This window comes from Streptomyces sp. NPDC005263 (assembly GCF_042872365.1).
Lineage (GTDB): Bacteria > Actinomycetota > Actinomycetes > Streptomycetales > Streptomycetaceae > Streptomyces.
The window spans coordinates 104,241-123,750 of sequence record NZ_JBIAKJ010000011.1; the positions used below are offsets into that span (position 1 = coordinate 104,241).

17 protein-coding genes are annotated in these 19,510 nt (G+C 71.9%); 12 read left to right on the forward strand and 5 right to left on the reverse strand.

The window, feature by feature from the left end; genetic code table 11:
• Nucleotides 1-128 precede the first annotated feature (128 nt).
• The gene (locus tag ACFYRY_RS36775; RefSeq protein ID WP_389155867.1) at nucleotides 129-1,118 is read left to right on the forward strand and encodes a DUF5926 family protein; all 990 of its coding nucleotides are present in this window, start codon (nucleotides 129-131) and stop codon (nucleotides 1,116-1,118) included.
• A 245-nt stretch (nucleotides 1,119-1,363) separates the two neighbouring features.
• On the opposite strand, the gene ACFYRY_RS36780 is transcribed toward ACFYRY_RS36775, so the two are convergent.
• Complete coding sequence (locus ACFYRY_RS36780) at nucleotides 1,364-2,026, reverse strand: hypothetical protein (RefSeq protein ID WP_389155870.1); 663 nt, start codon at nucleotides 2,024-2,026, stop codon at nucleotides 1,364-1,366.
• Nucleotides 2,027-2,081: 55 nt separating this feature from the next.
• Nucleotides 2,082-2,747, reverse strand: a complete 666-nt coding sequence (locus tag ACFYRY_RS36785) for a bifunctional DNA primase/polymerase (protein WP_356764653.1) — start codon at nucleotides 2,745-2,747, stop codon at nucleotides 2,082-2,084.
• A gap of 492 nt (nucleotides 2,748-3,239) precedes the next feature.
• Between ACFYRY_RS36785 and ACFYRY_RS36790 the strand changes: the two genes are divergently transcribed.
• The 4 genes from ACFYRY_RS36790 to ACFYRY_RS36805 all read left to right on the forward strand — a co-directional run bounded on the left by ACFYRY_RS36790 (nucleotide 3,240) and on the right by ACFYRY_RS36805 (nucleotide 9,221).
• Complete coding sequence (locus ACFYRY_RS36790) at nucleotides 3,240-4,874, forward strand: PP2C family protein-serine/threonine phosphatase (RefSeq protein ID WP_389155873.1); 1,635 nt, start codon at nucleotides 3,240-3,242, stop codon at nucleotides 4,872-4,874.
• Nucleotides 4,875-4,977: 103 nt separating this feature from the next.
• On the forward strand, nucleotides 4,978-6,474 hold the full coding sequence (locus ACFYRY_RS36795) for an aminopeptidase P family protein (RefSeq protein ID WP_389155876.1): 1,497 nt from the start codon (nucleotides 4,978-4,980) through the stop codon (nucleotides 6,472-6,474).
• 26 nt (nucleotides 6,475-6,500) lie between these two features.
• A complete protein-coding gene (locus ACFYRY_RS36800; protein WP_389155879.1) occupies nucleotides 6,501-7,919 on the forward strand; it encodes a PLP-dependent aminotransferase family protein in 1,419 nt (472 codons plus the stop codon).
• A 54-nt stretch (nucleotides 7,920-7,973) separates the two neighbouring features.
• A complete protein-coding gene (locus tag ACFYRY_RS36805) occupies nucleotides 7,974-9,221 on the forward strand; it encodes an MFS transporter (RefSeq protein WP_389155882.1) in 1,248 nt (415 codons plus the stop codon).
• Between the two features lie 94 nt (nucleotides 9,222-9,315).
• Here the strand turns inward: ACFYRY_RS36805 and ACFYRY_RS36810 are convergent, their stop codons facing one another.
• The 3 genes from ACFYRY_RS36810 to ACFYRY_RS36820 all read right to left on the reverse strand — a co-directional run bounded on the left by ACFYRY_RS36810 (nucleotide 9,316) and on the right by ACFYRY_RS36820 (nucleotide 11,603).
• Nucleotides 9,316-10,161, reverse strand: coding sequence for a triphosphoribosyl-dephospho-CoA synthase (locus ACFYRY_RS36810; protein ID WP_389155884.1), 846 nt, complete (start codon nucleotides 10,159-10,161; stop codon nucleotides 9,316-9,318).
• Nucleotides 10,162-10,164: 3 nt separating this feature from the next.
• Nucleotides 10,165-11,085 (reverse strand): protocatechuate dioxygenase, encoded by a 921-nt coding sequence (locus ACFYRY_RS36815; protein WP_389155887.1) that lies wholly within the window; start codon nucleotides 11,083-11,085, stop codon nucleotides 10,165-10,167.
• Nucleotides 11,086-11,156: 71 nt separating this feature from the next.
• Nucleotides 11,157-11,603, reverse strand: coding sequence for an ATP-binding protein (locus ACFYRY_RS36820; protein ID WP_389155889.1), 447 nt, complete (start codon nucleotides 11,601-11,603; stop codon nucleotides 11,157-11,159).
• A gap of 230 nt (nucleotides 11,604-11,833) precedes the next feature.
• On the opposite strand from ACFYRY_RS36820, the gene ACFYRY_RS36825 reads away from it, so the two are divergent.
• The 7 genes from ACFYRY_RS36825 to pheA all read left to right on the forward strand — a co-directional run bounded on the left by ACFYRY_RS36825 (nucleotide 11,834) and on the right by pheA (nucleotide 19,280).
• Nucleotides 11,834-12,739, forward strand: a complete 906-nt coding sequence (locus tag ACFYRY_RS36825; protein ID WP_389155892.1) for a hypothetical protein — start codon at nucleotides 11,834-11,836, stop codon at nucleotides 12,737-12,739.
• Nucleotides 12,740-12,958: 219 nt separating this feature from the next.
• On the forward strand, nucleotides 12,959-13,693 hold the full coding sequence (locus tag ACFYRY_RS36830; protein WP_389155895.1) for a YcnI family protein: 735 nt from the start codon (nucleotides 12,959-12,961) through the stop codon (nucleotides 13,691-13,693).
• Between the two features lie 83 nt (nucleotides 13,694-13,776).
• Nucleotides 13,777-14,430: an SCO family protein gene (locus ACFYRY_RS36835; protein WP_389155898.1), complete on the forward strand. Its 654-nt coding sequence runs from the start codon at nucleotides 13,777-13,779 to the stop codon at nucleotides 14,428-14,430.
• Entirely contained in the window at nucleotides 14,427-14,888 is a 462-nt protein-coding gene (locus ACFYRY_RS36840; protein WP_389155900.1) for a copper chaperone PCu(A)C, read from the forward strand. Before ACFYRY_RS36835 ends, ACFYRY_RS36840 begins: the two co-directional genes overlap by 4 nt.
• 13 nt (nucleotides 14,889-14,901) lie before the next feature.
• Entirely contained in the window at nucleotides 14,902-16,896 is a 1,995-nt protein-coding gene (locus ACFYRY_RS36845; protein ID WP_389155903.1) for a copper resistance CopC/CopD family protein, read from the forward strand.
• An 8-nt stretch (nucleotides 16,897-16,904) separates the two neighbouring features.
• Nucleotides 16,905-18,278 (forward strand): iron uptake transporter deferrochelatase/peroxidase subunit, encoded by a 1,374-nt coding sequence (gene efeB, locus ACFYRY_RS36850; protein WP_389155906.1) that lies wholly within the window; start codon nucleotides 16,905-16,907, stop codon nucleotides 18,276-18,278.
• 69 nt (nucleotides 18,279-18,347) lie between these two features.
• Nucleotides 18,348-19,280: a prephenate dehydratase gene (gene pheA / locus ACFYRY_RS36855; protein ID WP_389155908.1), complete on the forward strand. Its 933-nt coding sequence runs from the start codon at nucleotides 18,348-18,350 to the stop codon at nucleotides 19,278-19,280.
• Nucleotides 19,281-19,510 lie beyond the last annotated feature (230 nt).

Consider the following 19,510-nt stretch of genomic DNA (forward strand, 5'->3'; position numbering starts at 1 on the left):
GGGCGAAGACGAGGCCACGGCTCGGCGGAGGCACGTCCGCCCCGTTGTCCACAGGCTCCCGTCCGTGACGTCGTGAACGGCTAGGCTCGCGCCCGTACGAGACGAGCCGTAACCGGGAGACACCCACCATGGCCAAGAAGCGCCCCCAGACGAAGGCCACACGGCCACAGCCCACCAACGGGGCCCGCGCCGCAGGCGCTGACGGGCCCGTTCCGGTCGTCGGTGCCCGCGAACCCTGCCCGTGCGGCAGTGGCCGCCGCTACAAGGCCTGCCACGGCCGGGCGGCCGCGCACGCCGCGACCGAGCTGGTGCACCGGCCCTTCGAAGGACTGTCGGGCGAGTGCGACTGGGTGGCCCTGCGCGAGCTGGTGCCGGCCTCGACGGTCGCGCTGACGCTGAAGGACGGCCTCCCCGAGGGCGTCCCGTCGGTCACGCTGGCGACGGTCCTGCCGATGGCCTGGCCCGCCCTGCGCCGTGACGACGGTTCGGTGCTGCTCGGCCTGCAGAACGACACGGCGTCCGGCGACATCAGCCGCGACCTCGCCGACACCCTGCAGCGCGCCCTCACGGCGGACCCGGGCACTCCGGTGGAGGGCCGCCGCGCACCGGCCGACGGTCCGCGGCTGCAGGACCTGCTCGACCCCGAAGGCGTGTTCGAGCCAGTTGTGCACGCGGGCTTCGAGTTCTGGGTCCCGGACGCGGAGAACGCGACGCCGGAGGTGGCCGCCTCCCTGGAGCGAGCCAACGCCGCCGCCGTCCCGACCGTGCGGCTGACCGGCGTGGACGCGGCGTACTGGTGCGAGACCCCGGAGAAGAACCACCTGCGCTGGGTCATGCCGCACCCCGAGGAGCAGCTTCTGGACGCTCTCGCGCGACTGCACGCGGCGGGCCGGTCGAACCTGGGCGAGGGCACCCGACTCGTGGGTTCCTTCCGCGCTCACGGGCTCATCGTGCCGGTCTGGGACCTGCCGAGCGACGTCACGGCGGAGGACATCGAGAAGCCCGCCACCGAGTTCGCCGAGCGCCTCTCCGCCGCCCTGGCGTCGGACGCGCCGCTGACCGCCGAGGAGCGCCGCGCGCGCGGCGGACTGACCAACCGGCAGGTCACGCTGAGTTGACGAAGTCCGTGCGGCTGACTGACCGGTCAGCCGCACGCGATCACGCCCGCTTCGGTGGACCGGCTCTCAACTCCCGCTCAGGACAAGCCAGTCGGTGTCCGAATAGCCGAGGAAAAAGCGAGATCGAATTTGCGAACCGCCGATCTCTTGTTACCGTTCGAGTAGCCCGGTTGCTGGTGCATCCCCCGTCGCCAGCAACCGGGCCTTTCTTTGCGCGGACTCCCTTTACGGAATGGAATCGCGCGTCAACTGCCCGTAGACGTACCGGAGTTGCTCCCGGAACGCAGCAGCAGCGGTCCGCGCCCGCCCTTCGTCGCGGACTGAGCGAACTCCGCGACGGCCGTGTACGCGTCCACATCTGACCGGCCGCGTTCCCGAGGTGTCTCGCACATTCCGGGGTCGTCCTCGGCGGCCACGGCACAGCGCATCTGCACGGTCCGGCCGCCGGGCCCCATCATGCTCAGCATCACGTTCAGCGACTCGCCGGTCACGTTGCGGTAGTAGGTGCGCGCCCAGTTCTCCTCACCCTGCGTCAACACGCAGGTCTGGGCCTCGACACCGTCGGGAGAGGTGAGTTCGGGACCGCAGCGGGCCGCAGTGGCCAGCCCCAGGCCGAGCAGCCGCGGGGAACCGGTGGGCTCGGCGGAGCGGATCTCGGCATCGGCGCGTGCGGAAGGGCGTAGGGCATCGCGCGTTCCAGCCGATGCGGAAGGAAGCACCGCGCCCCGGGCGTCGGTGGATGCGGAAGGGCCTACGGCGCCGCGGGCGTCGGTGGGCGCGGAAGGACGTACGGCACCGCGAGCGGACGGGCGCCGCTCGTCGCCCACCTGTCCCGCGGACGCCACGGCCAACGGCAGCGCGACCGCGCATACCGCGACGCCCGCGAGGGCGAGCAGACGACAGTTCATGTACCGGAAGATAACGAGCGGCGACGGCCGGTCGGTTCGGCCGCGCCCGACACCCTTACAAGTCGGGTGCGCTCACACCCGTACGAGTGAGGGCCTCGACCACCGCGTCCACCACGGCCTCCACGTCGGGCAACCAGGGGGAGGACGAGCCGGGCAGGGGAGCGCGTTCCCAGCGGATCTCACCCTGGCCGGTCTCCGAGGGGGGCAGGGCGAGGTAGCCGCCCTCGCCGTGGAAGCGGAGAGAGCCGGGGACGTGGTCCTGGGCGTACAGGAGTTCGCCCAACTGCTCCAGGGAGTAAGGCTTCACGAGGATCGCCCAGCGGGTGGGCGCGGCGACGACCGGCCCCAGGCGAATGCCCGTACGGTCGAGCTCGCCGAGCGCGTCGGCGGCCGGGAGCGCCGGCAGGCTGACCGCGCAGGGCGCCTTGTCACCGGTGGCCATGACGATGGGGGCGGCGGGCCGGTTGGCCCACCACCAGCGCACCATGCGCTCGTCGGTGGTGGCCGCGAGGAGGCCGGGGTCGAAGGGGTGGGCACCGGGCACCGTGCACTCGGGGTCGGGGCAGCCGCAGCGGGCCCGCCCCTGCGGGTCCGGCGCCACACCGGGGAGTACGGGCCACTGCCATTCCGTGGCGAAGGTCAGGGCCGCGCTGATCAACTCAGGCCTCCCGTCGCTGCGCTGGGACAGGAGCCTGCGTCGCTTTCCGAGGATCTCGCGCATGAGCGCTCGTTCCTTTCCGTTGCACCGCTGGCAACACCGTGGACCACATCACAACATGTGTCGATCACTTCACTGTGCGTACCTGTTGGCGCATCACACCCCTGTGGGAAACAAGGGGAACCCCTATGGGTCGAACGTCGGCTGCGTCCGCGGCAGCCTCGCCCATACTGCGGTCTACCAAAAGCATGGGCTGGCGTGGGGGTGGCGAAGTATGGCGTTTGCTGTCGCGCGTGTATCTCTTCGCCTCCGCCACGGGAGGATGGGGCTCGATCGTCGATGGCTAAGACGCCCGGGTCCGTCGCCAGGTTCCGGGTGAATCCCAACCACCCCTGGCCTTCTCCGAGTACGTACCCATCACGACCGGTGTGACGCTCTGTGGAGCAAGCCCAGTCGACCTCAATAGGCCCTTACCTGGGGCATTTTTAAGCCAAGTTTACCATTCCGCACGTCGTCCACTGGTGGCCCACGGACACCAGTAATCCCGGCAGGACAATGCTGGACATCCCCTCACGAGTGCGTGTACATGTGGAGACACTGCTAGCGGCGCAGAATGACATGGGGGTTTGCGATGCTTTTGAGCAATACGCACCGGTCGGAAGGCCGGACGCCATGACCGCCCCTCACCCTTCGAAAGTGGCTGGAATCGATTCAACCGTTCCCTCGCCCACACACACTGTCGCGCCCGCGCCTGCCGCCTCGGGCGCCTCTGACACCTCTGGCGCCTCCGCGGTCTTCTCGCCCACCGCACCGGGCGCCCTGCTCCAGGACCGCCTGGCCGGCTGGGTCTCGGACCTCACCACGCTGCACGAACTCACCGAACGACTGGCACGCACGGACGTGCTCGCCGACGCCCTCCAGGAACTCCTGAGCGCCGGCGCCGCCTTGGTGGGGGCCCGTCGCGGACTGGCCGTCCTGGAACCGGGCGACGGACTCGGCCCCGACACCACCATCGGCCTGGGCCTCGGCCGCGCCGACGTCGGCCACATCGAGACCGTGCCGCGCAGTTCACTGGCGTACGGCCGCATCCTCGACGGACTGCCGGGCGGCGAGGGTGAGATCACCGAACCCGACCTGTTCGCCGCGGACGGACTCGACCCCCGGCACCGCGAAGTGGCCGCCCGCCTCGGATACGCGGCCAGCTACACGCTTCCCCTGACCGCCGAGGGGCCCCTCGAAGGCCCCGCCGAAGGAACCGACCGCACCATCGGCGTCATCGGCCACGGCACCCTGGGCGGCAACACCCGGGGCACGCCCAGAATCTCCAGCAAGGGCGTCGGCCGTCTCGGTGCCGCCGTGTGGCTCTACGACGAGGCCGCCCAGCCGACCGAGCGCCAGCGTCACCTCGTCGGCCTGTACGCCCGTTACGCGGGCGAGCACCTGGCCCGGCTGGTCGAGCTCGAGCGCACCCGCGCGTGCCTGGCGACGATCGCCGAGGAACTGCTGCCGTCCCGGCTCCCCCGCGTCGCCGGAGTGCGGCTCGCCGCCCGGCACCGCAGCGGCCCGCGCGGCGGCGGCGACTGGTACGACGCGCTGCCGCTGCCGGACGCCGCGCTCGGGCTCGCCGTCGGGTCGGTGACGGGTTCCGGGCCCAGCGCGATCGCCGCGATGGGCCGACTGCGGGCGTCCCTGCGGGCGTACGCCGTGATGGAGGGCGAGGACCCGGTCGCGGTGCTGTCCGATCTGGAGCTGCTGCTGCGGCTCACCGAGCCCGCCCGCTCCGCCACCGCCCTCTTCGCCTACTGCGAACCCGCGCTGCGCAAGATCACCCTCGCCGGTGCCGGGCACAGCCCGCCGCTGCTGATCGGCGAGCGGCGCACGGAGTTCGTGGAGACCTCGGTGTCGGCGCCGCTGGGCATGCTCGCCTGCTGGGAGGCACCGAGCGTGGAGATCCAGGCGGAGGCCGGAGAGACGGTTCTGCTGTACACCGACGGTCTGCTGCACCGCACCGGCGACCCCACCGACCGTGCCTTCGCGCGGCTGCACGCGGCGGCGGCCGCGGTCCCCAAGGCGCTGCGGCACGACCCGGACACCGTCGTCGACCACGTCCTGCGGGCCGTTCTGCCGGACGGGCTGGACGAGGCGGACAGCGCGGAGGACGTGGTACTGCTCGCCGCTCACTTCGAGTAGGGCCCGCGCTGACCGGAGTCGGTAACAGGCCCTTCGGCCCTGGGCCCCCTTCCGTACGACCGTACGATGGAGGGGGTCCAGTGCCGTATCTAGGAGGATGACCGTGGCCGACGAGCTCACCCCGGCAGCTTCGGATGTCGCTGCTACCGCAGCGGTCCCGGAAGAGCCGGACGAGTCGGAAAAGCCGATCAAGCAGCGGAAGAACGGACTGTACCCGGGCGTGTCGGACGAGCTGGCAGAGAACATGAAGTCCGGCTGGGCCGACACGGAGCTGCACGACCTGCAGCCGATCGCCCAGGCCGCCGAGACCGCCGCCCGCCGCGCCGCGCTCTCCGCGCGCTTCCCCGGCGAGCGTCTGGTCGTCCCCGCGGGCAAGCTGAAGACCCGCTCGAACGACACGGAGTACCCCTTCCGGGCCTCGGTCGAGTACGCGTACCTCACCGGAAACCAGACCGAGGACGGTGTCCTCGTCCTGGAGCCCACCGCCGACGGCCACAAGGCGACGATCTACCTCCTGCCGCGCTCCGACCGCGAGAACGGCGAGTTCTGGCTGTCCGGCCAGGGGGAGCTGTGGGTCGGCCGCCGCCACTCCCTGACCGAGGCCGAGAAGCTGTACGGCATCCCCGCCTCCGACGTCCGCGAACTGGCGGACCGGCTGCGCGAGGCCACCGGCCCGGTCCGGGTCGTGCGCGGCCACGACGCCGGTATCGAGGCCGCGCTGACCGACAAGGTCACCGCCGAGCGCGACGAGGAACTGCGGGTCTTCCTGTCCGAGGCGCGGCTGGTCAAGGACAAGTTCGAGATCGGTGAGCTGCAGAAGGCGGTCGACTCGACGGTCCGCGGGTTCGAGGACGTCGTCCGAGTGCTCGACAAGGCGGAGGCGACCTCCGAGCGGTACATCGAGGGCACGTTCTTCCTCCGCGCGCGGGTGGAGGGCAACGACGTCGGCTACGGCTCCATCTGCGCCGCCGGTCCGCACGCCTGCACCCTGCACTGGGTGCGCAACGACGGGCCCGTGCGCTCCGGTGACCTGCTGCTGCTCGACGCGGGCGTCGAGACGCACACGTACTACACCGCGGACGTCACGCGCACGCTGCCGGTCAACGGCCGGTACAGCGAGATCCAGAAGAAGATCTACGACGCGGTGTACGAGGCCCAGGAGGCCGGTATCGCGGCGGTGCGGCCCGGTGGGAAGTACCGCGACTTCCATGACGCGGCCCAGCGGGTGCTGACCGAGCGGCTCGTGCAGTGGGGGCTCGTCGAAGGACCCGTCGAGCGGGTGCTGGAGCTGGGGTTGCAGCGCCGGTGGACCCTGCACGGCACCGGGCACATGCTCGGCATGGACGTCCACGACTGCGCCGCCGCGCGGGTGGAGTCGTATGTGGACGGCACGCTGGAGCCGGGAATGGTGCTGACGGTCGAGCCGGGGCTGTACTTCCAGGCCGACGACCTGACCGTGCCCGAGGAGTACCGCGGGATCGGGGTGCGGATCGAGGACGACATCCTGGTGACCGAGGACGGGAACCGGAATCTGTCGGCCGGGCTGCCTCGCCGGTCCGATGAGGTCGAGACGTGGATGGCGGCCCTGAAGAAGAGCTGACGACCCCCGCCCCCGGGCGTGCTGGTGTGGACCTGCACCTGGAGGCCGACCCCGGCGAAGGGCGTCGCGCCGGGCTCGAGCGTGCCCTGCGTGACGCCGTTCGCGACGGGCGGCTGGCGCCCGGGGCGCGGTTGCCGGCCACCCGGCGGCTCGCGGAGGAGCTGGGGGTGTCGCGGGGGACCGTCAAGGCGGCCTACGACCAGCTCGTCGCCGAGGGCTATCTGACCGCTCGGCAGGGGGCCGGTACGCGGGTCGCACCGCTGCCCTCCGCCACCGCCGAGCCGCAGCAGGCAGCCGCACGGGCGCGGGTGCCGCGGTTCGATCTGCGGCCCGGCAGCCCGGACACCGGGGCGTTCCCGGTGGCCGCCTGGTCACGGGCCCTGCGGCGGGCCGTCGCGACGGCGCCCTCGTCGGCGTACGCCTACGGCGATCCGCGGGGACGGATCGAGCTGCGGACGGCGTTGTCGGGGTACCTGGGGCGGGCGCGCGGGGTGGTCGCGCCACCGGAGCGGATCGTCGTCACCTCCGGGGCCGTGCAGGGGCTCTCGCTGCTCATCCGCGTACTGGAGGGGGCCCGGATCGCCATGGAGGACCCCGGGCTGCCCTTCCACCGGGAGGTGGTGCGGCGGGGCGGGGGGCGCGTGGTGCCGGTCCGGGTGGACGAACGGGGCTGCGTGGTGGAGGAGTTGGGGCGGGTGGCCGCCGTGGTCGTCACACCCGCGCACCAGTACCCGACCGGCGTGACGCTGCACCCGGAACGCCGGCGGGCGCTCACCGACTGGGCCCGCGCGCGGGGAGCGTTGGTCGTCGAGGACGACTACGACGGGGAGTTCCGTTACGACCGGCAGCCCGTCGGCGCGCTCCAGGGGATGGCGCCGGGGCACGTGGCGTACCTGGGTACCGTCTCCAAGACGCTGGGGCCCGCGCTGCGGCTCGGCTGGATGGTGCTGCCGCCGCACCTGGTGGACGCGGTGGCCGACGCCAAGCTGCACAGCGACCACCACACCGAGTCCATCGGCCAGTTGGCGCTGGCCGAGCTGATCGACAGCCATGCCTACGACCGGCATGTGCGGGCCTGCCGACTGCGGTACCGGCGCCGCCGGGACCAGCTCCTGGCCCGACTGGAGCAGTCGCGCCTCTCTGGCCTCACTGGCCTCTCGGGTCGGTCGGGCCGACAGGACCTGCTGGACCCTCCGGGGGCGTGGCGGCGCGTACGGGGGATCGCGGCCGGGCTGCACGCGCTCGTGGACGTCGACGACGAGGCGGCGGTGCTGGAGCGGGCGGAGGCGGCGGGCCTCACGGTGGGGCATCTCGGGGAGCACTGGCACACGCCGGGCGTCGAGGGACGGCCGCAGGGGCTGGTCGTGGGGTACGGGACGCCCGGGGAGCGGATGTACCCGCAGGCGCTGGAGGCGCTCGGGAAGGTCCTGGAATTGGGCCACTGAAAGGCGCTCGGATTGGGTCTGCCGACGGGTCCACCCCCCTCCTAGGGTCGCGGTATGACGAACTCGCTCATCCCGCCCTCGGGCCCGCAACGCGTGCTGGCCGTCGCCCAGTTGACCAACTCCGTCGGTGACGGCGCCTACTACGTGACGTCGGCGCTCTACTTCACCCACGTCGTCGGGCTCGCCCCCGCGCGGGTGGGACTCGGGCTGACCCTCGCGTGGGCGGTCGGCTCGCTGGTGGGGGTGCCGCTGGGGCGGCTCGCGGACCGGCGCGGTGCACGCGGGACGGCGGTGCTGCTGGCGCTGGCCACGGCCCTCGCGGTCGCGTCCTTCCTCGTCGTACGCGGGTTCCTGCCCTTCGTCGCGGCCGCCTGCGGATACGCCGCCGCCCAGTCGGGACTGGCCGCGGCCCGGCAGGCACTGCTGGCGGGGCTGGTGTCCGCCCCGGAGCGCACCGGGCTGCTGGCCCACCTCCAGTCGACGCTGAACGCCGGGCTGGCGGTGGGCGCGGGACTGGGCGGGCTCGCGCTGCACGCCGGGACGAGGACGGCGTATCTCGGGGTGCTCGCGCTGGACGCGGTGAGTTTCCTGGTGTGCGCGGGCCTGCTGGCACGACTGCCGGGGGTGGCGCCCGCACGTGCGTCCCGTGTCGGACGCCGTGGCCCGCGCCCCGGGCGTCGTGATCTCGGGGTGCTGCGGGACCGCCCCTACGTGATCGTCACGCTGCTGAACACCGTGCTGCTGCTGCGCATGCCGCTGCTCAGCCTCGGGCTGCCGCTGTGGATCGCGGAGCGCACGGACGCACCCACCTGGGTGGTCTCCGCGCTGTTCGTGCTCAACACCGGGGCGGTGATGGCGTTCCAGGTGCGGATGGCGCGCGGGGTCGGCTCCCTGGCGTCGGCCACCCGCGCGGTGCGGCGGTCGGGGTGGGTCATGCTGGCGGCGTGCGCGGTGTTCGCGCTGTCCGCGGGCGCCTCGCCGTGGGTGGCCGTCGGGGTGCTGGTCGCCGGTGCGGTGCTGCAGGTGATCGCGGAGATGGGCCAGTCGGCGGGTTCCTGGCAGCTCTCCTTCGACCTGGCCCCGGCCGACCGGGTGGGCGAGTACCAGGGCTTTTTCGGCACCGGCGTGACCGTCGCCCGTACCCTCGGCCCGCTGGTCCTCACCTCGCTGCTGGTGGAGTGGGGGACCCCGGGATGGCTGCTGTTGGGCGGGGCGACGCTGGCGGCGTCGTACGCGATGGGCCCGGCGACCCGCCGGGCCCATCGCCGGGCGGAGCGGGAACGGCCCGTCCTCGCGAGCTGACGCCGTCGGGCCTCGTGAACGGGCCCGTGCGGTCCGGCTGTTCGTCGGGCCTCTCACCAGTGCGGCGGCAGGCAATGTTCGCCCCGTCGCGGCACTAGCCCACGGCCACCCGCCCTCGGGCACCCACCGTCACCGCGAGCCCGTCCAGGAACAGCGCCCCCGCCAGCAGCCCGGCGCTGCCGCGAGGGCTCCACGCACGCGTGTGGAGGTCCGCGTCGAGGCTGTGCAGGGCCGCGCGGCCCGCCTCGGTCGCCGTACCGCCCGCCTCCAGGACCGCACGGGCGCCCGCCTGGACATGACGCAGGCCGACGGGGCCCGTGACGTACAGCAGTTCGGTGTCCTGAAGGGTGGACATCACGGTCAGCAGGGCGTCCAGGCGGGCCTGGTCCTCCGTGGCGCCGGCGGTGCGTGCTGCCGCGAGGGCGTCCAACGCCCGCCGTACGTGCGGGAATCCGGCCCGTGCCTCACCTCGCGCGCCGGCCGCCCCGTACTTCGCCGAGATCGACGAGCCGCGTGAGGGCCGCCGCGGTGCCCGTCGGTCGGGGTGCGCGGCGATCCGCTTGGCGGCCGCGGTCACCTCCCGCACCCCGGCACCGGGGTCGAGGGCGGCCGCCGCGACCAGCAGGCCGAGCGTCCACAGGGCGCCCCGGTGGCCGCCGCCGGCAAGGCCCACCGAGTGTTCGGCGCACCTGCCGATCGCGCCCAGTTCGGTACGGAGCTGGGGTGTGGGTTCGCCGGTGCGGCGGGCGGCGGCGGCCATCGCCACGAGGCCGGGCCCGAGCGCCTTGGCCGACCAGCGCAGGGAGTCGTGGTCCCGTTGTCCGGCCCGGGCGGCGAGGTCACGCGGATCGGGCAGGCCCGGCTTGGGAGCCAGGGCCAGTTGTGCGGTCAGCGCGTCCACGGCGGCCTGGGCCAACGCGTCGTCCTCACGGCTGCGCATGCGTTACGAGGACGCCGGGGCCGACGGGGAGGCGCCGCCGCTCGGCGGGGCGCCCGTGGGAGCGCCGCTCGGGGCTCCGTTCGGGGCACCGCTCGGGGGCGTGCCGCCACCGCCGCTGCCCGCGCCGGTGTTCTCCGCGTCGGGGTCCACGCCGAGGGTGAGGGAACCCTTGTACCCCTTGGACGGGTCGCTCTTGTGCACGGCCTTGAGGGTCAGCAGCCCGCTGGCGGCGCCGCCACCGTCGTACACCATGTCGTCGTCGAGGGTGGTTTGACGCCCTCGCCTGCCCGAGGGCAGGCGATTCCGGTCCGTACTGCTACGCAGTACCACCGCGGGTTCCTGTTTCACGGACCTCTGCCGACCGGTGAGGGTCGGTCTTACGTGGCCTCCGCAGGCCTGACTTCCCGCCCGTCCGGCGGTAGGTCGGACAACTCCGTTGTCCGACAAGGCGATTCTAGCCATGCCGCTGCGACCCTCCAGGCCGCAACGGGCAGGATGCCCTTCACCTCCCCCCTGAAGGGTGGAGCACTGGGCAAGTGTTCGGTAGCCGGAGTAGTAGCCCCAGGCGTCGCAGTGCCAGATCTCCACGGCCGCGCCGGGAACCGGGGTGCAGCCGTCGGTGGCGTCCACGACGGTGAGGCGCAGGGTCAGCGGGACACCGCTCTTGCCCTCGGTGATGTTCTTGCGCACCAGGGCGCCGTCCAGGTAGTACGGCCCCTGGGTGACGCTCGACATCAGCGTCATGCACGCACCGCTGGTGGAGGTCGCCGAGGCGGTGGAGGCGGACGCCGTGGTGGTGGACGCGTCGTCGGCGAAGGCCGACTGGTACCCGGCCGCGGCGAGGCCACCGGCAGCGACCGTGCCGCCGGTCACCACGAGAGCGCGGCGCCGGGTGATCGAGGTGTCTCTGTGGTTTCCCGTCATGTCCATGAACGTAGGGACGGCGTCCGTCAGGAACCTGGGCGGTCCCTGTGCGCAGACTGAGAATGCGGGCGTCACACGGCCATCAGCGGCGCGTCCTTGCGCCACTTGAGGATCTTGTCGAAGCGGACCACCGCACCGCGCCGCCCGGGCTTGTTGCCGATCTGGACGTGGTCGGCGAGTTCCTGGATGAGGCACAGCCCGCGGCCGTTCTCGGCCCCGGTGGGGGCGAGCCGGGCGGGCTGGGCGCGGGTGAAGCCGGGGCCCGAGTCGGCGACCTCGATACGGCACTTCTCGCCGTCGAGGTAGGCGGTGACCCGGAACGCCCCCGAGGATTCGCCGTATCCGAGGTCCCCGCCGTGCTCGACGGCGTTGGCACACGCCTCGCTGAGCGCGACGGACAGGTCGTAGGAGATATCGGGATCGACGCCCGCGGTCTCCATGGTGCCGAGCAGCAGGCGACGGGCGAGCGGAACGCTCGCAGCCTCACGCCGCAAATGGAGTGACCACCAGATGCTCATGCTCCAGCCTCCTGGCTGCGGCTCGACATACCGTTACGTATTGCCGCGAGGCCCGGGGTGTAAGCACATCGATGACGTGATGCCGCTCATTCGGGGGATGTACCTGGCGTGGCCTGCGGTGTATGTGGGACAGTCCGCGACACAGGAGACCATCCGGTCGTACCGCCCGTACGTCATCTTGTGGACCTGCCGTATGGCGTCCATAAGGCCAGTGCGATGATGAGCCCGCCATGACTGCCCCCCACCCGCGCACGGCGCGCCCCGGTGCAGGTCTCCGGGTCCTGCGGGCCGCGGTGTTCGCCGCGGTCTGTGTCGTGCTGGCCGCCGCGGGTCACGCCCTCGCCTCCTGCACCACGCTTCCGCTGTGGACGCTGGGCGCGGGATTCCTGGGGGTCGCCCTGGTCGCGGTGCCGCTCGCCGGACGTGAGCGGTCGCTGCCCGGGATCGCGACGCTGCTCGCCGTCGGACAGACGGTGCTGCACGTGCTGTTCGGACTGGGCCAGCACGGCGCGGCCGCGGTCACGGCCACCGCGTCGGCGGCTTCGACGTCAGCCTCGGCCATGAGTTCGATGGGTTCGACGACCTCCATGGGGTCGATGGCCTCGATGTCGGACGCCTCGCTGGTCGAGCGGGCCGCTCGGCTCGTGTGCGGGACCACCGCCGCGGCGCTCAGCCCCGCCCAGGCCCATCGGATCCTCGCCGACGCCAGGATCCACCCGGTCACCACGTCCGCGACGGGCACCGGCGGCGTGCGCCACCCCGCGGACGCCGCGTCCACGGCAGCGGGCTCCTCCATGTCGTTGCTGCCGTCCCTGCCGATGCTGCTGGGCCACGTCCTCGCGGCCGTCGCCGCCGGATGGCTGCTGCGCCGCGGTGACCTGGCCCTGCTACGGCTCGCCGAACTGTCGGCGATGTCGGCGCACTCGGTCGCCGACGGGGCGCTCGTACGGTCCCTGCGCGGGGCGCTCGCGCTGGTGCGCGCCCTTCGAGCCGGGCTGCCGGGCACGCCCGAGGCCGGCCCGCGACCGCCGCGCGCCCCTTCCCACGCGCCGCCGGGGCCACGGCCCGCCGCGCTCCAGCACACGGTGATCAGACGGGGCCCGCCGGCCGCCGTCGCGCTCTCCCTCGCCGCCTGACGCGACGCGCCCAGCACACTCCACATTCGGTACATCCCGTACAGCTCCGTACAGCCTCGTACATCGGTACATCGGTACATCGGTACATCTGTACGCCCGTACGTCCGTGGGGAGGGCCGCCGTCGTGCGGCACGCGCGTGTGCCCGCGCTCTCCAGTGAGCGCGCACGCACGCGTACCCCTCCTCATCACCGGAACCTCACCGAAGTGGAGTGCCCTCCATGAAGGCCTCTCGTCTCGCCGCCGTCGGCGCGCTCACCGCCACCGCCGTCGTCGTCCTGTCCTCGCCCGCGTTCGCGCACGTCAGCGTGCAGCCCGAGGGGGTCGCGGCCAAGGGCGGTTACGCGGTCATCGACTTCAAGGTCCCCAACGAGCGCGACGACGCCTCCACCACCAAGGTGGAGGTCAATTTCCCCACCGACCACCCGCTGGCCTCCGTCATGCCGGAGCCGGTACCGGGCTGGGACGTCAAGGTCACCAAGTCCAAGCTCGCCAAGCCCGTCGAGGCACACGGCAAGCAGATCACCGAGGCGGTCAGCAAGGTCACCTGGACCGCCACCGGCGCCGGGATCAAGGCCGGCTTCTTCGAGAAGTTCCCGCTCTCCGTCGGCGCGCTGCCCGAGGACGCGGACCAACTGGTCTTCAAGGCCATCCAGACGTACTCCAACAAGGAGGTCGTGCGCTGGATCGAGGAGCAGAAGGAGGGCGAGGAGGAGCCCGAGACGCCGGCTCCCGTGCTCACGCTGTCCGCCGCCTCCGAGGACGGCCACCACGGCTCGGCGGCGGCCGAGGATGCCTCCGACGACACCAAGTCCACCGGCGCCGCCGCCGAGACCGCCGCCCCCGCCGACAGCAGTGACACCACCGCCCGCGTCCTCGGCGTCGTCGGCATCGTCGTCGGCGCGCTGGGCGTGGCCTACGGCGTGCTCGCCGGACGTCGGCGCACCACCGCCTGAGATCGCTCGCCCGCCCGTCCACCGGGGTCGTACGGGTACGACCCCGGTGGACACCGGCACCATCACATCTGGGACATTTTTCTATGCGCAAGAAGACCCTCGCCGTGGCCTCGCTGCTCGCCGCCGCCACCCTGACCCTCTCCGCGTGCGGCAGCGGCGACGACAGCAGCTCGCCCGTGTCCGTGGTCTCCGAGGAGTCCGGCTCGGACAAGGCCGCCACCGTGCTCGACCAGCCGTTCAAGAAGCCGGACCTGGTGCTCACCGACGCCCAGGGAAAGAAGTACGACCTCCGCAAGGAGACCGCGGGCAAACCGACCCTGGTCTACTTCGGCTACACCCACTGCCCCGACGTCTGCCCACTGACGATGAACAACATCGCCGTCGCCAAGAAGCAGCTGCCCAAGGCCGAACAGGACGAGCTGCGCGTGGTGTTCGTGACCACGGACCCCGCGCGTGACACCCCCGCCGAGCTCGGCAAGTGGCTCAAGGGCATCGACTCCGAGTTCGTCGGCCTGACCGGCGACTTCGCCACCATCCAGGCGAGCGCCCGCACCCTCGGCATCTCCATCGAGCCGACGCACAAGGACAAGAACGGCAAGCTCGTCTCCGTGCACGGCACCCAGGTCATCGCGTTCTCCCCGAAGACCGACGCCGGTTATGTGCTGTACGGCGAGGACGCCACCGTCGACGACTACACCAAGGACCTCCCCAAGATCATCAAGGGTGAGAACCCGTGAGGCGTCCCTCCCTGACCGCCGCGGCGGGCGGGACCCTGGCCCTGTCGCTCGTCCTCGCCGGGTGCGGCGCGGACTCCGACAGCGGGGGCGGTCTGTCCGTCTCCGACGCCTACATCCCGCAGCCGGTGTCCGACGACATGGCGGCCGGCTTCCTGACGATAGTCAACGACAGCTCCACGAAGGACGAGCTGACCTCGGTCACCAGCGACCAGGCCGGCGAGATCACCGTGCACGAGACGGTCGGCGGCTCGATGCGGGAGGTCCCGGACCTTCCCGTCCCCGCACATGGTCAACTCGTGTTCAAAAGCGGTGGCAACCATCTGATGTTCGACAAGCTGAAACGCAAGCCGAAGCAGGGCCAGACCCTCTCGGTCGAACTGCACTTCACCAAGTCCGCCCCGGTCGTCGTCAAGATGCCGGTGAAGTCGGCGACCTACAACCCGACAACCGGACACTGAGGGAGGGAACCCCTTGACGCAGACCATCGCCCCCCGCGTCCGGACCCTGGTGCTGATGCTCCTGGCCGCCGCCGGAATGCTCCTCGCCACGGCCGCTCCGGCCTCCGCGCACGCCGCGCTGACCGGCAGCGACCCCCAGCAGGGGGTGGTGGTCGACAAGGCACCCACCCAGGTCTCACTGACCTTCTCCGAGCAGGTGTCGCTGTCCGCCGACTCGTTGCGCGTGCTGGACCCCAAGGGCAAGCCCGTGCAGAACGGCAAGCCGTCCAACGTGAGCGGCACGACCTACTCGGTGCGACTGCACGGCGGACTGCCCGACGGCACGTACACCGTCGCCTACCAGGTCGTGTCCGCGGACAGCCATCCCGTCTCCGGCGCCTACACCTTCTCGGTCGGCGCGCCCTCCTCCACATCGGTCGCGGTGTCGAGCGGCACGGCGGGCGGCGGAGTGGTCGGCTGGCTGTACGGGTTCGGCCGCTACCTGTCGTACGCCGGTTTCATCGTGCTGGCCGGCGGCGCCGCCTTCGTGCTCGCCTGCTGGCCGCGCGGCTCCGGCGTACGGGCCATGCAGCGGCTCGTCGTCTCCGGATGGCTGGCGCTCACCTCCGCCACCCTCTTCCTGCTGCTCCTGCGCGGCTCCTACACCGGCTCGGGGAAGGTCGGCGACATCTTCGACCTCGACCTGCTCGGACAGGTGCTGCAGACCAAGACGGGCGCCGCGCTGGTTTCCCGGCTGCTGCTGCTCGCCGCGGCGGCACTGTTCATCGCGGTGCTCTTCGGGGCGTACGAGAAGCGGGAGGACGAGGAGAAGCGGGATCTGACCTTCGGGCTGGCGATCGGCGGGACCGTCGTGGCGGCCGGAATCGCCGCGAGCTGGGCGATGTCCGAGCACGCCTCCGTCGGCCTCCAGGCCGGCATCGCGATGCCCGTCGACGTCGTCCACCTGCTGGCCGTGGCGACCTGGCTCGGCGGGCTCACCGCACTGCTCGTCGCGCTGTACCGGGCCCCCTCGGAGCGGCCCGTCGACGCGGTCGCCGTACGCCGGTTCTCGCAGGTCGCCTTCGGCAGCGTGGTCGCGCTGATCGCGACCGGCGTCTACCAGTCGTGGCGCCAGCTCGGCTCGTGGTCGGCGTTCACCGGCACCCGGTACGGGCAACTCCTGCTCGTCAAGATCGGGCTCGTGGCGCTGCTCGTCGGCGTCGGGTACCTCTCGCGGCGGTGGACGGCACGGCTGGCGGACACGGTGGTCCAGCGGGACAAGCCGCAGAAGCAGCAGAAGCAGCGGGTCACGGCCAACGCCGCTGCCGGTGACGCCAAAGGCTCCGTCGCCAAGGACGGCGGTGCCAAGGGCGGCGGTGCCTCGAAGGAGGACGGTGCGAAGAGCAGCGGTGCCTCGAACGGGGACGGTGCGACCGGCGGTGGCTCCAAGCGGGACGCACAGCTCGCCCGGCAGCGGGCCGCGGTGGACGCGGCGCGGCAGAAGCGGGCGCGGGACGCCGACCCGAACCGGTTCGGGCTGCGCCGCTCCGTGCTCGCCGAGGCCGGGGTCGCCGTCGTCCTGCTCGCCGTCACCACCGTGCTGACGCAGACCGAACCCGGGCGCACGGAGGAGGACGCCAAGGCGGCGGCCGCCACGTCCTCGTCCTCCTCCTCGGCCTCCTCGTCCGGCGCGCTGACCCTGGACATGTCGTTCGACACCGGCGGCGAGGACGGCAAGGGCGTCGTGACGGTCGACCTCGACCCCGCGCGGGTGGGCGGCAACGAGATGCACGTCTACGTCCAGCGGCCCAACGGCCGCGCCTTCGACATCCCCGAGGTCAAGGTCGCCTTCACCCTGGAGGCCAAGGACATCGGGCCGCTGCCCGTGACCCCCGACCACATCACCACCGGCCACTGGTCGGCGAACGGCGTGCAGATCCCCGTGGCCGGCGACTGGAAGATCGCGGTGACCGTGCGGACCTCCGACATCGACCAGACGACCATCTCCAAGAACGCGCAGATCGGCTGACCCGCGACATGTCTGACCAGTCCATTCCCCAGGCCCGGGACCGGGCCCGTATCAAGGCCGGTGCTCAAGCCCCTGCTCCTGCCGGTCCTGAGGCCGGTGCTCAGGACCGGCCTCAGGCCGGTGCGCCTGCGCCGGAGGAGGCGGCCTCCGACCCGGCCGCGAGCTCGGCGGCGGGCGTCACGCGGCGGAAGCTGCTCGGGACCGCCGGTGCCACCGGGCTCGTCCTCGGTACGGCCGGCGGGGCCGTGGGGTACACCGCCAGGCCCGCCGGGGCCACGCCGCTGACCTCCCTGGGCAGGGACCAGGCAATGTTTCACGGGAAACATCAGCCCGGGATCACCCAGGGCCTACAGGCCCGCGGTCATCTCGTCGCCTTCGACCTGGCGGCGGGCGCGGGCCGCAAGGAGGCCGCCGCGCTGCTGCGCCGCTGGTCACGGACGGCCGAGCGGCTCATGGCGGGCGAGCCCGCGCTCCAGGACGACACGGACGTGGCCCGGGATGCCGGTCCGTCCTCCCTGACGATCACCTTCGGCTTCGGCCACAGCTTCTTCGGCCGGACGGGGCTGGAGAAGCAGCGCCCGGTCTCACTGGACCCGCTGCCCGACTTCTCCTCGGACCACCTCGACAAGAAGCGCAGCGACGGCGACCTGTGGGTGCAGATCGGCGCCGACGACGCCCTGGTCGCGTTCCACGCCCTGCGCGCCGTCCAGAAGGACGCCGGCAGCGCGGCCCGGCTCCGCTGGCAGATGAACGGCTTCAACCGTTCACCCGGCGCCACCTCGCACCCCATGACGGCCCGCAACCTGATGGGCCAGATGGACGGGACCCGCAATCCGAAACCCGCCGAGCCCGACTTCGACCAGCGGATCTTCGTGCCCGAGTCCGGCACGCCCAGCTGGATGGCGAACGGCTCCTACGCCGTCGTACGCCGGATCCGCATGCTCCTGGACGACTGGGAGAAGCTCTCGGTCCGGGCCCAGGAGCACGTGATCGGGCGCCGCAAGTCCGACGGGTCGGCGCTGTCCGGAGGCACCGAGACGACCGCGATGGACCTGGAGAAGACCGACGCCCAGGGCAATCTGATCGTCCCGATCAACGCACACGCCCGCATCACGCGCCCCGACCAGAACGGCGGCGCCGCGATGCTGCGCCGACCCTTCTCGTACCACGACGGCTTCGACGCGGACGGAGCCCCCGACGCGGGCCTCCTCTTCGTCTGCTGGCAGGCCGACCCGGTGCGCGGCTTCGTCCCGGTCCAGCGCAAGCTCGACCGCGGCGACGCCCTGTCGCAGTTCATCCGCCACGAGGCCAGCGGCCTGTTCGCGGTGCCCGGCGGGGCAGCCCGGGGGGAATACGTGGGACAGCGGCTGCTGGAGGGGTGAGGTCACCCCTGAGAGGGGCAGGGCCAGAAAGGTTACGCCGGGTTTCACAAGGCCCATTAGGGTGAGGTCATGCCAGCGAGCTATGCGTATCTCGGCCCTGAGGGCACCTTCACCGAAGTCGCCCTGCGCACCCTTCCGGAAGCGGCGACGCGGGAGCTGATCCCGTACGTGTCCGTGCAGTCGGCGCTCGACGCGGTCCGCGGCGGAGAGGCCGAGGCCGCCTTCGTGCCGATCGAGAACTCCGTCGAGGGCGGAATCACCACGACCCTCGACGAACTGGTGGCGGGCGCGCCGCTGATGATCTACCGCGAGGTGCTGCTGTCGATCACCTTCGCGCTGCTGGTCCGGCCCGGCACCGAACTGTCGGACATCAAGACGGTCTCCGCGCACCCGGCCGCCCAGCCCCAGGTACGCAACTGGCTCAAGAAGAACCTCCCGGACGCCCAGTGGGAGTCTGCCGCGTCGAACGCGGACGCCGCCCGCCTCGTCCAGGAGGGCCAGTACGACGCCGCCTTCGCGGGCGAGTTCGCGGCCGCCCGATACGGCCTGACGGCCCTGGAGAGCGGGATCCACGACGCGGAGAACGCCCAGACGCGGTTCGTGCTGGTCGGCCGCCCCGCCCGGCCCGCCGCGCCGACCGGCGCCGACAAGACGTCCGTCGTGCTGTGGCAACGCGACGACCACCCCGGCGGTCTGCGCGACCTGCTCGGCGAGTTCGCGACGCGCGGCATCAACCTGATGCTGCTGCAGTCCCGGCCCACCGGCGCCGGCATCGGCAACTACTGCTTCTGCGTCGACCTCGAGGGGCACATCTCCGACCGCCGGGTCGCCGAGGCCCTGATGGGGCTCAAGCGGATCTGCCTCCAGGTGCGGTTCCTCGGTTCCTACCCGCGTGCGGACGCCAGCGTGGCGGACGTACGGCAGCCGTACATCGGCACCTCCGACGAGGAGTTCGTCGCGGCGGCGGACTGGGTGGCGCGCTGTCAGGACGGACGTTTCTAGGGCGTTTCCGGGAGGTTTCTGGGATGTTTCCCGGAGGTCCCCAATCGCTCCTACCTGCATATTTTAGTTATCCACAGGAGTTATCCACAGGCGAGCTTCTCGACCTGGGGACAAGTCGACAACGAAGTGGTATCCGGTCGACAAATCGCCCTGCGACGCTGAAGTTCGTCCACACTCCCGTAGGTCACCCTTCGCCCACCCGTTTCCTTTACTCCCCCCTCTGGGGTGCC

What these genes read in the sequence shown, in the direction of transcription:
- ACFYRY_RS36775 (WP_389155867.1), top strand. Translation starts at nt 129, where the DNA reads ATGGCCAAGAAGCGCCCCCAGACGAAGGCCACACGGCCACAGCCCACC.
- ACFYRY_RS36830 (WP_389155895.1), top strand. Translation starts at nt 12,959, where the DNA reads ATGAAGGCCTCTCGTCTCGCCGCCGTCGGCGCGCTCACCGCCACCGCC.
- ACFYRY_RS36780 (WP_389155870.1), bottom strand. Translation starts at nt 2,026, where the DNA reads ATGAACTGTCGTCTGCTCGCCCTCGCGGGCGTCGCGGTATGCGCGGTC.
- ACFYRY_RS36805 (WP_389155882.1), top strand. Translation starts at nt 7,974, where the DNA reads ATGACGAACTCGCTCATCCCGCCCTCGGGCCCGCAACGCGTGCTGGCC.
- ACFYRY_RS36810 (WP_389155884.1), bottom strand. Translation starts at nt 10,161, where the DNA reads ATGCGCAGCCGTGAGGACGACGCGTTGGCCCAGGCCGCCGTGGACGCG.
- ACFYRY_RS36825 (WP_389155892.1), top strand. Translation starts at nt 11,834, where the DNA reads ATGACTGCCCCCCACCCGCGCACGGCGCGCCCCGGTGCAGGTCTCCGG.
- ACFYRY_RS36835 (WP_389155898.1), top strand. Translation starts at nt 13,777, where the DNA reads ATGCGCAAGAAGACCCTCGCCGTGGCCTCGCTGCTCGCCGCCGCCACC.
- ACFYRY_RS36815 (WP_389155887.1), bottom strand. Translation starts at nt 11,085, where the DNA reads ATGACGGGAAACCACAGAGACACCTCGATCACCCGGCGCCGCGCTCTC.
- ACFYRY_RS36790 (WP_389155873.1), top strand. Translation starts at nt 3,240, where the DNA reads ATGCTGGACATCCCCTCACGAGTGCGTGTACATGTGGAGACACTGCTA.
- pheA (WP_389155908.1), top strand. Translation starts at nt 18,348, where the DNA reads ATGCCAGCGAGCTATGCGTATCTCGGCCCTGAGGGCACCTTCACCGAA.
- ACFYRY_RS36820 (WP_389155889.1), bottom strand. Translation starts at nt 11,603, where the DNA reads ATGAGCATCTGGTGGTCACTCCATTTGCGGCGTGAGGCTGCGAGCGTT.
- efeB (WP_389155906.1), top strand. Translation starts at nt 16,905, where the DNA reads ATGTCTGACCAGTCCATTCCCCAGGCCCGGGACCGGGCCCGTATCAAG.
- ACFYRY_RS36785 (WP_356764653.1), bottom strand. Translation starts at nt 2,747, where the DNA reads ATGCGCGAGATCCTCGGAAAGCGACGCAGGCTCCTGTCCCAGCGCAGC.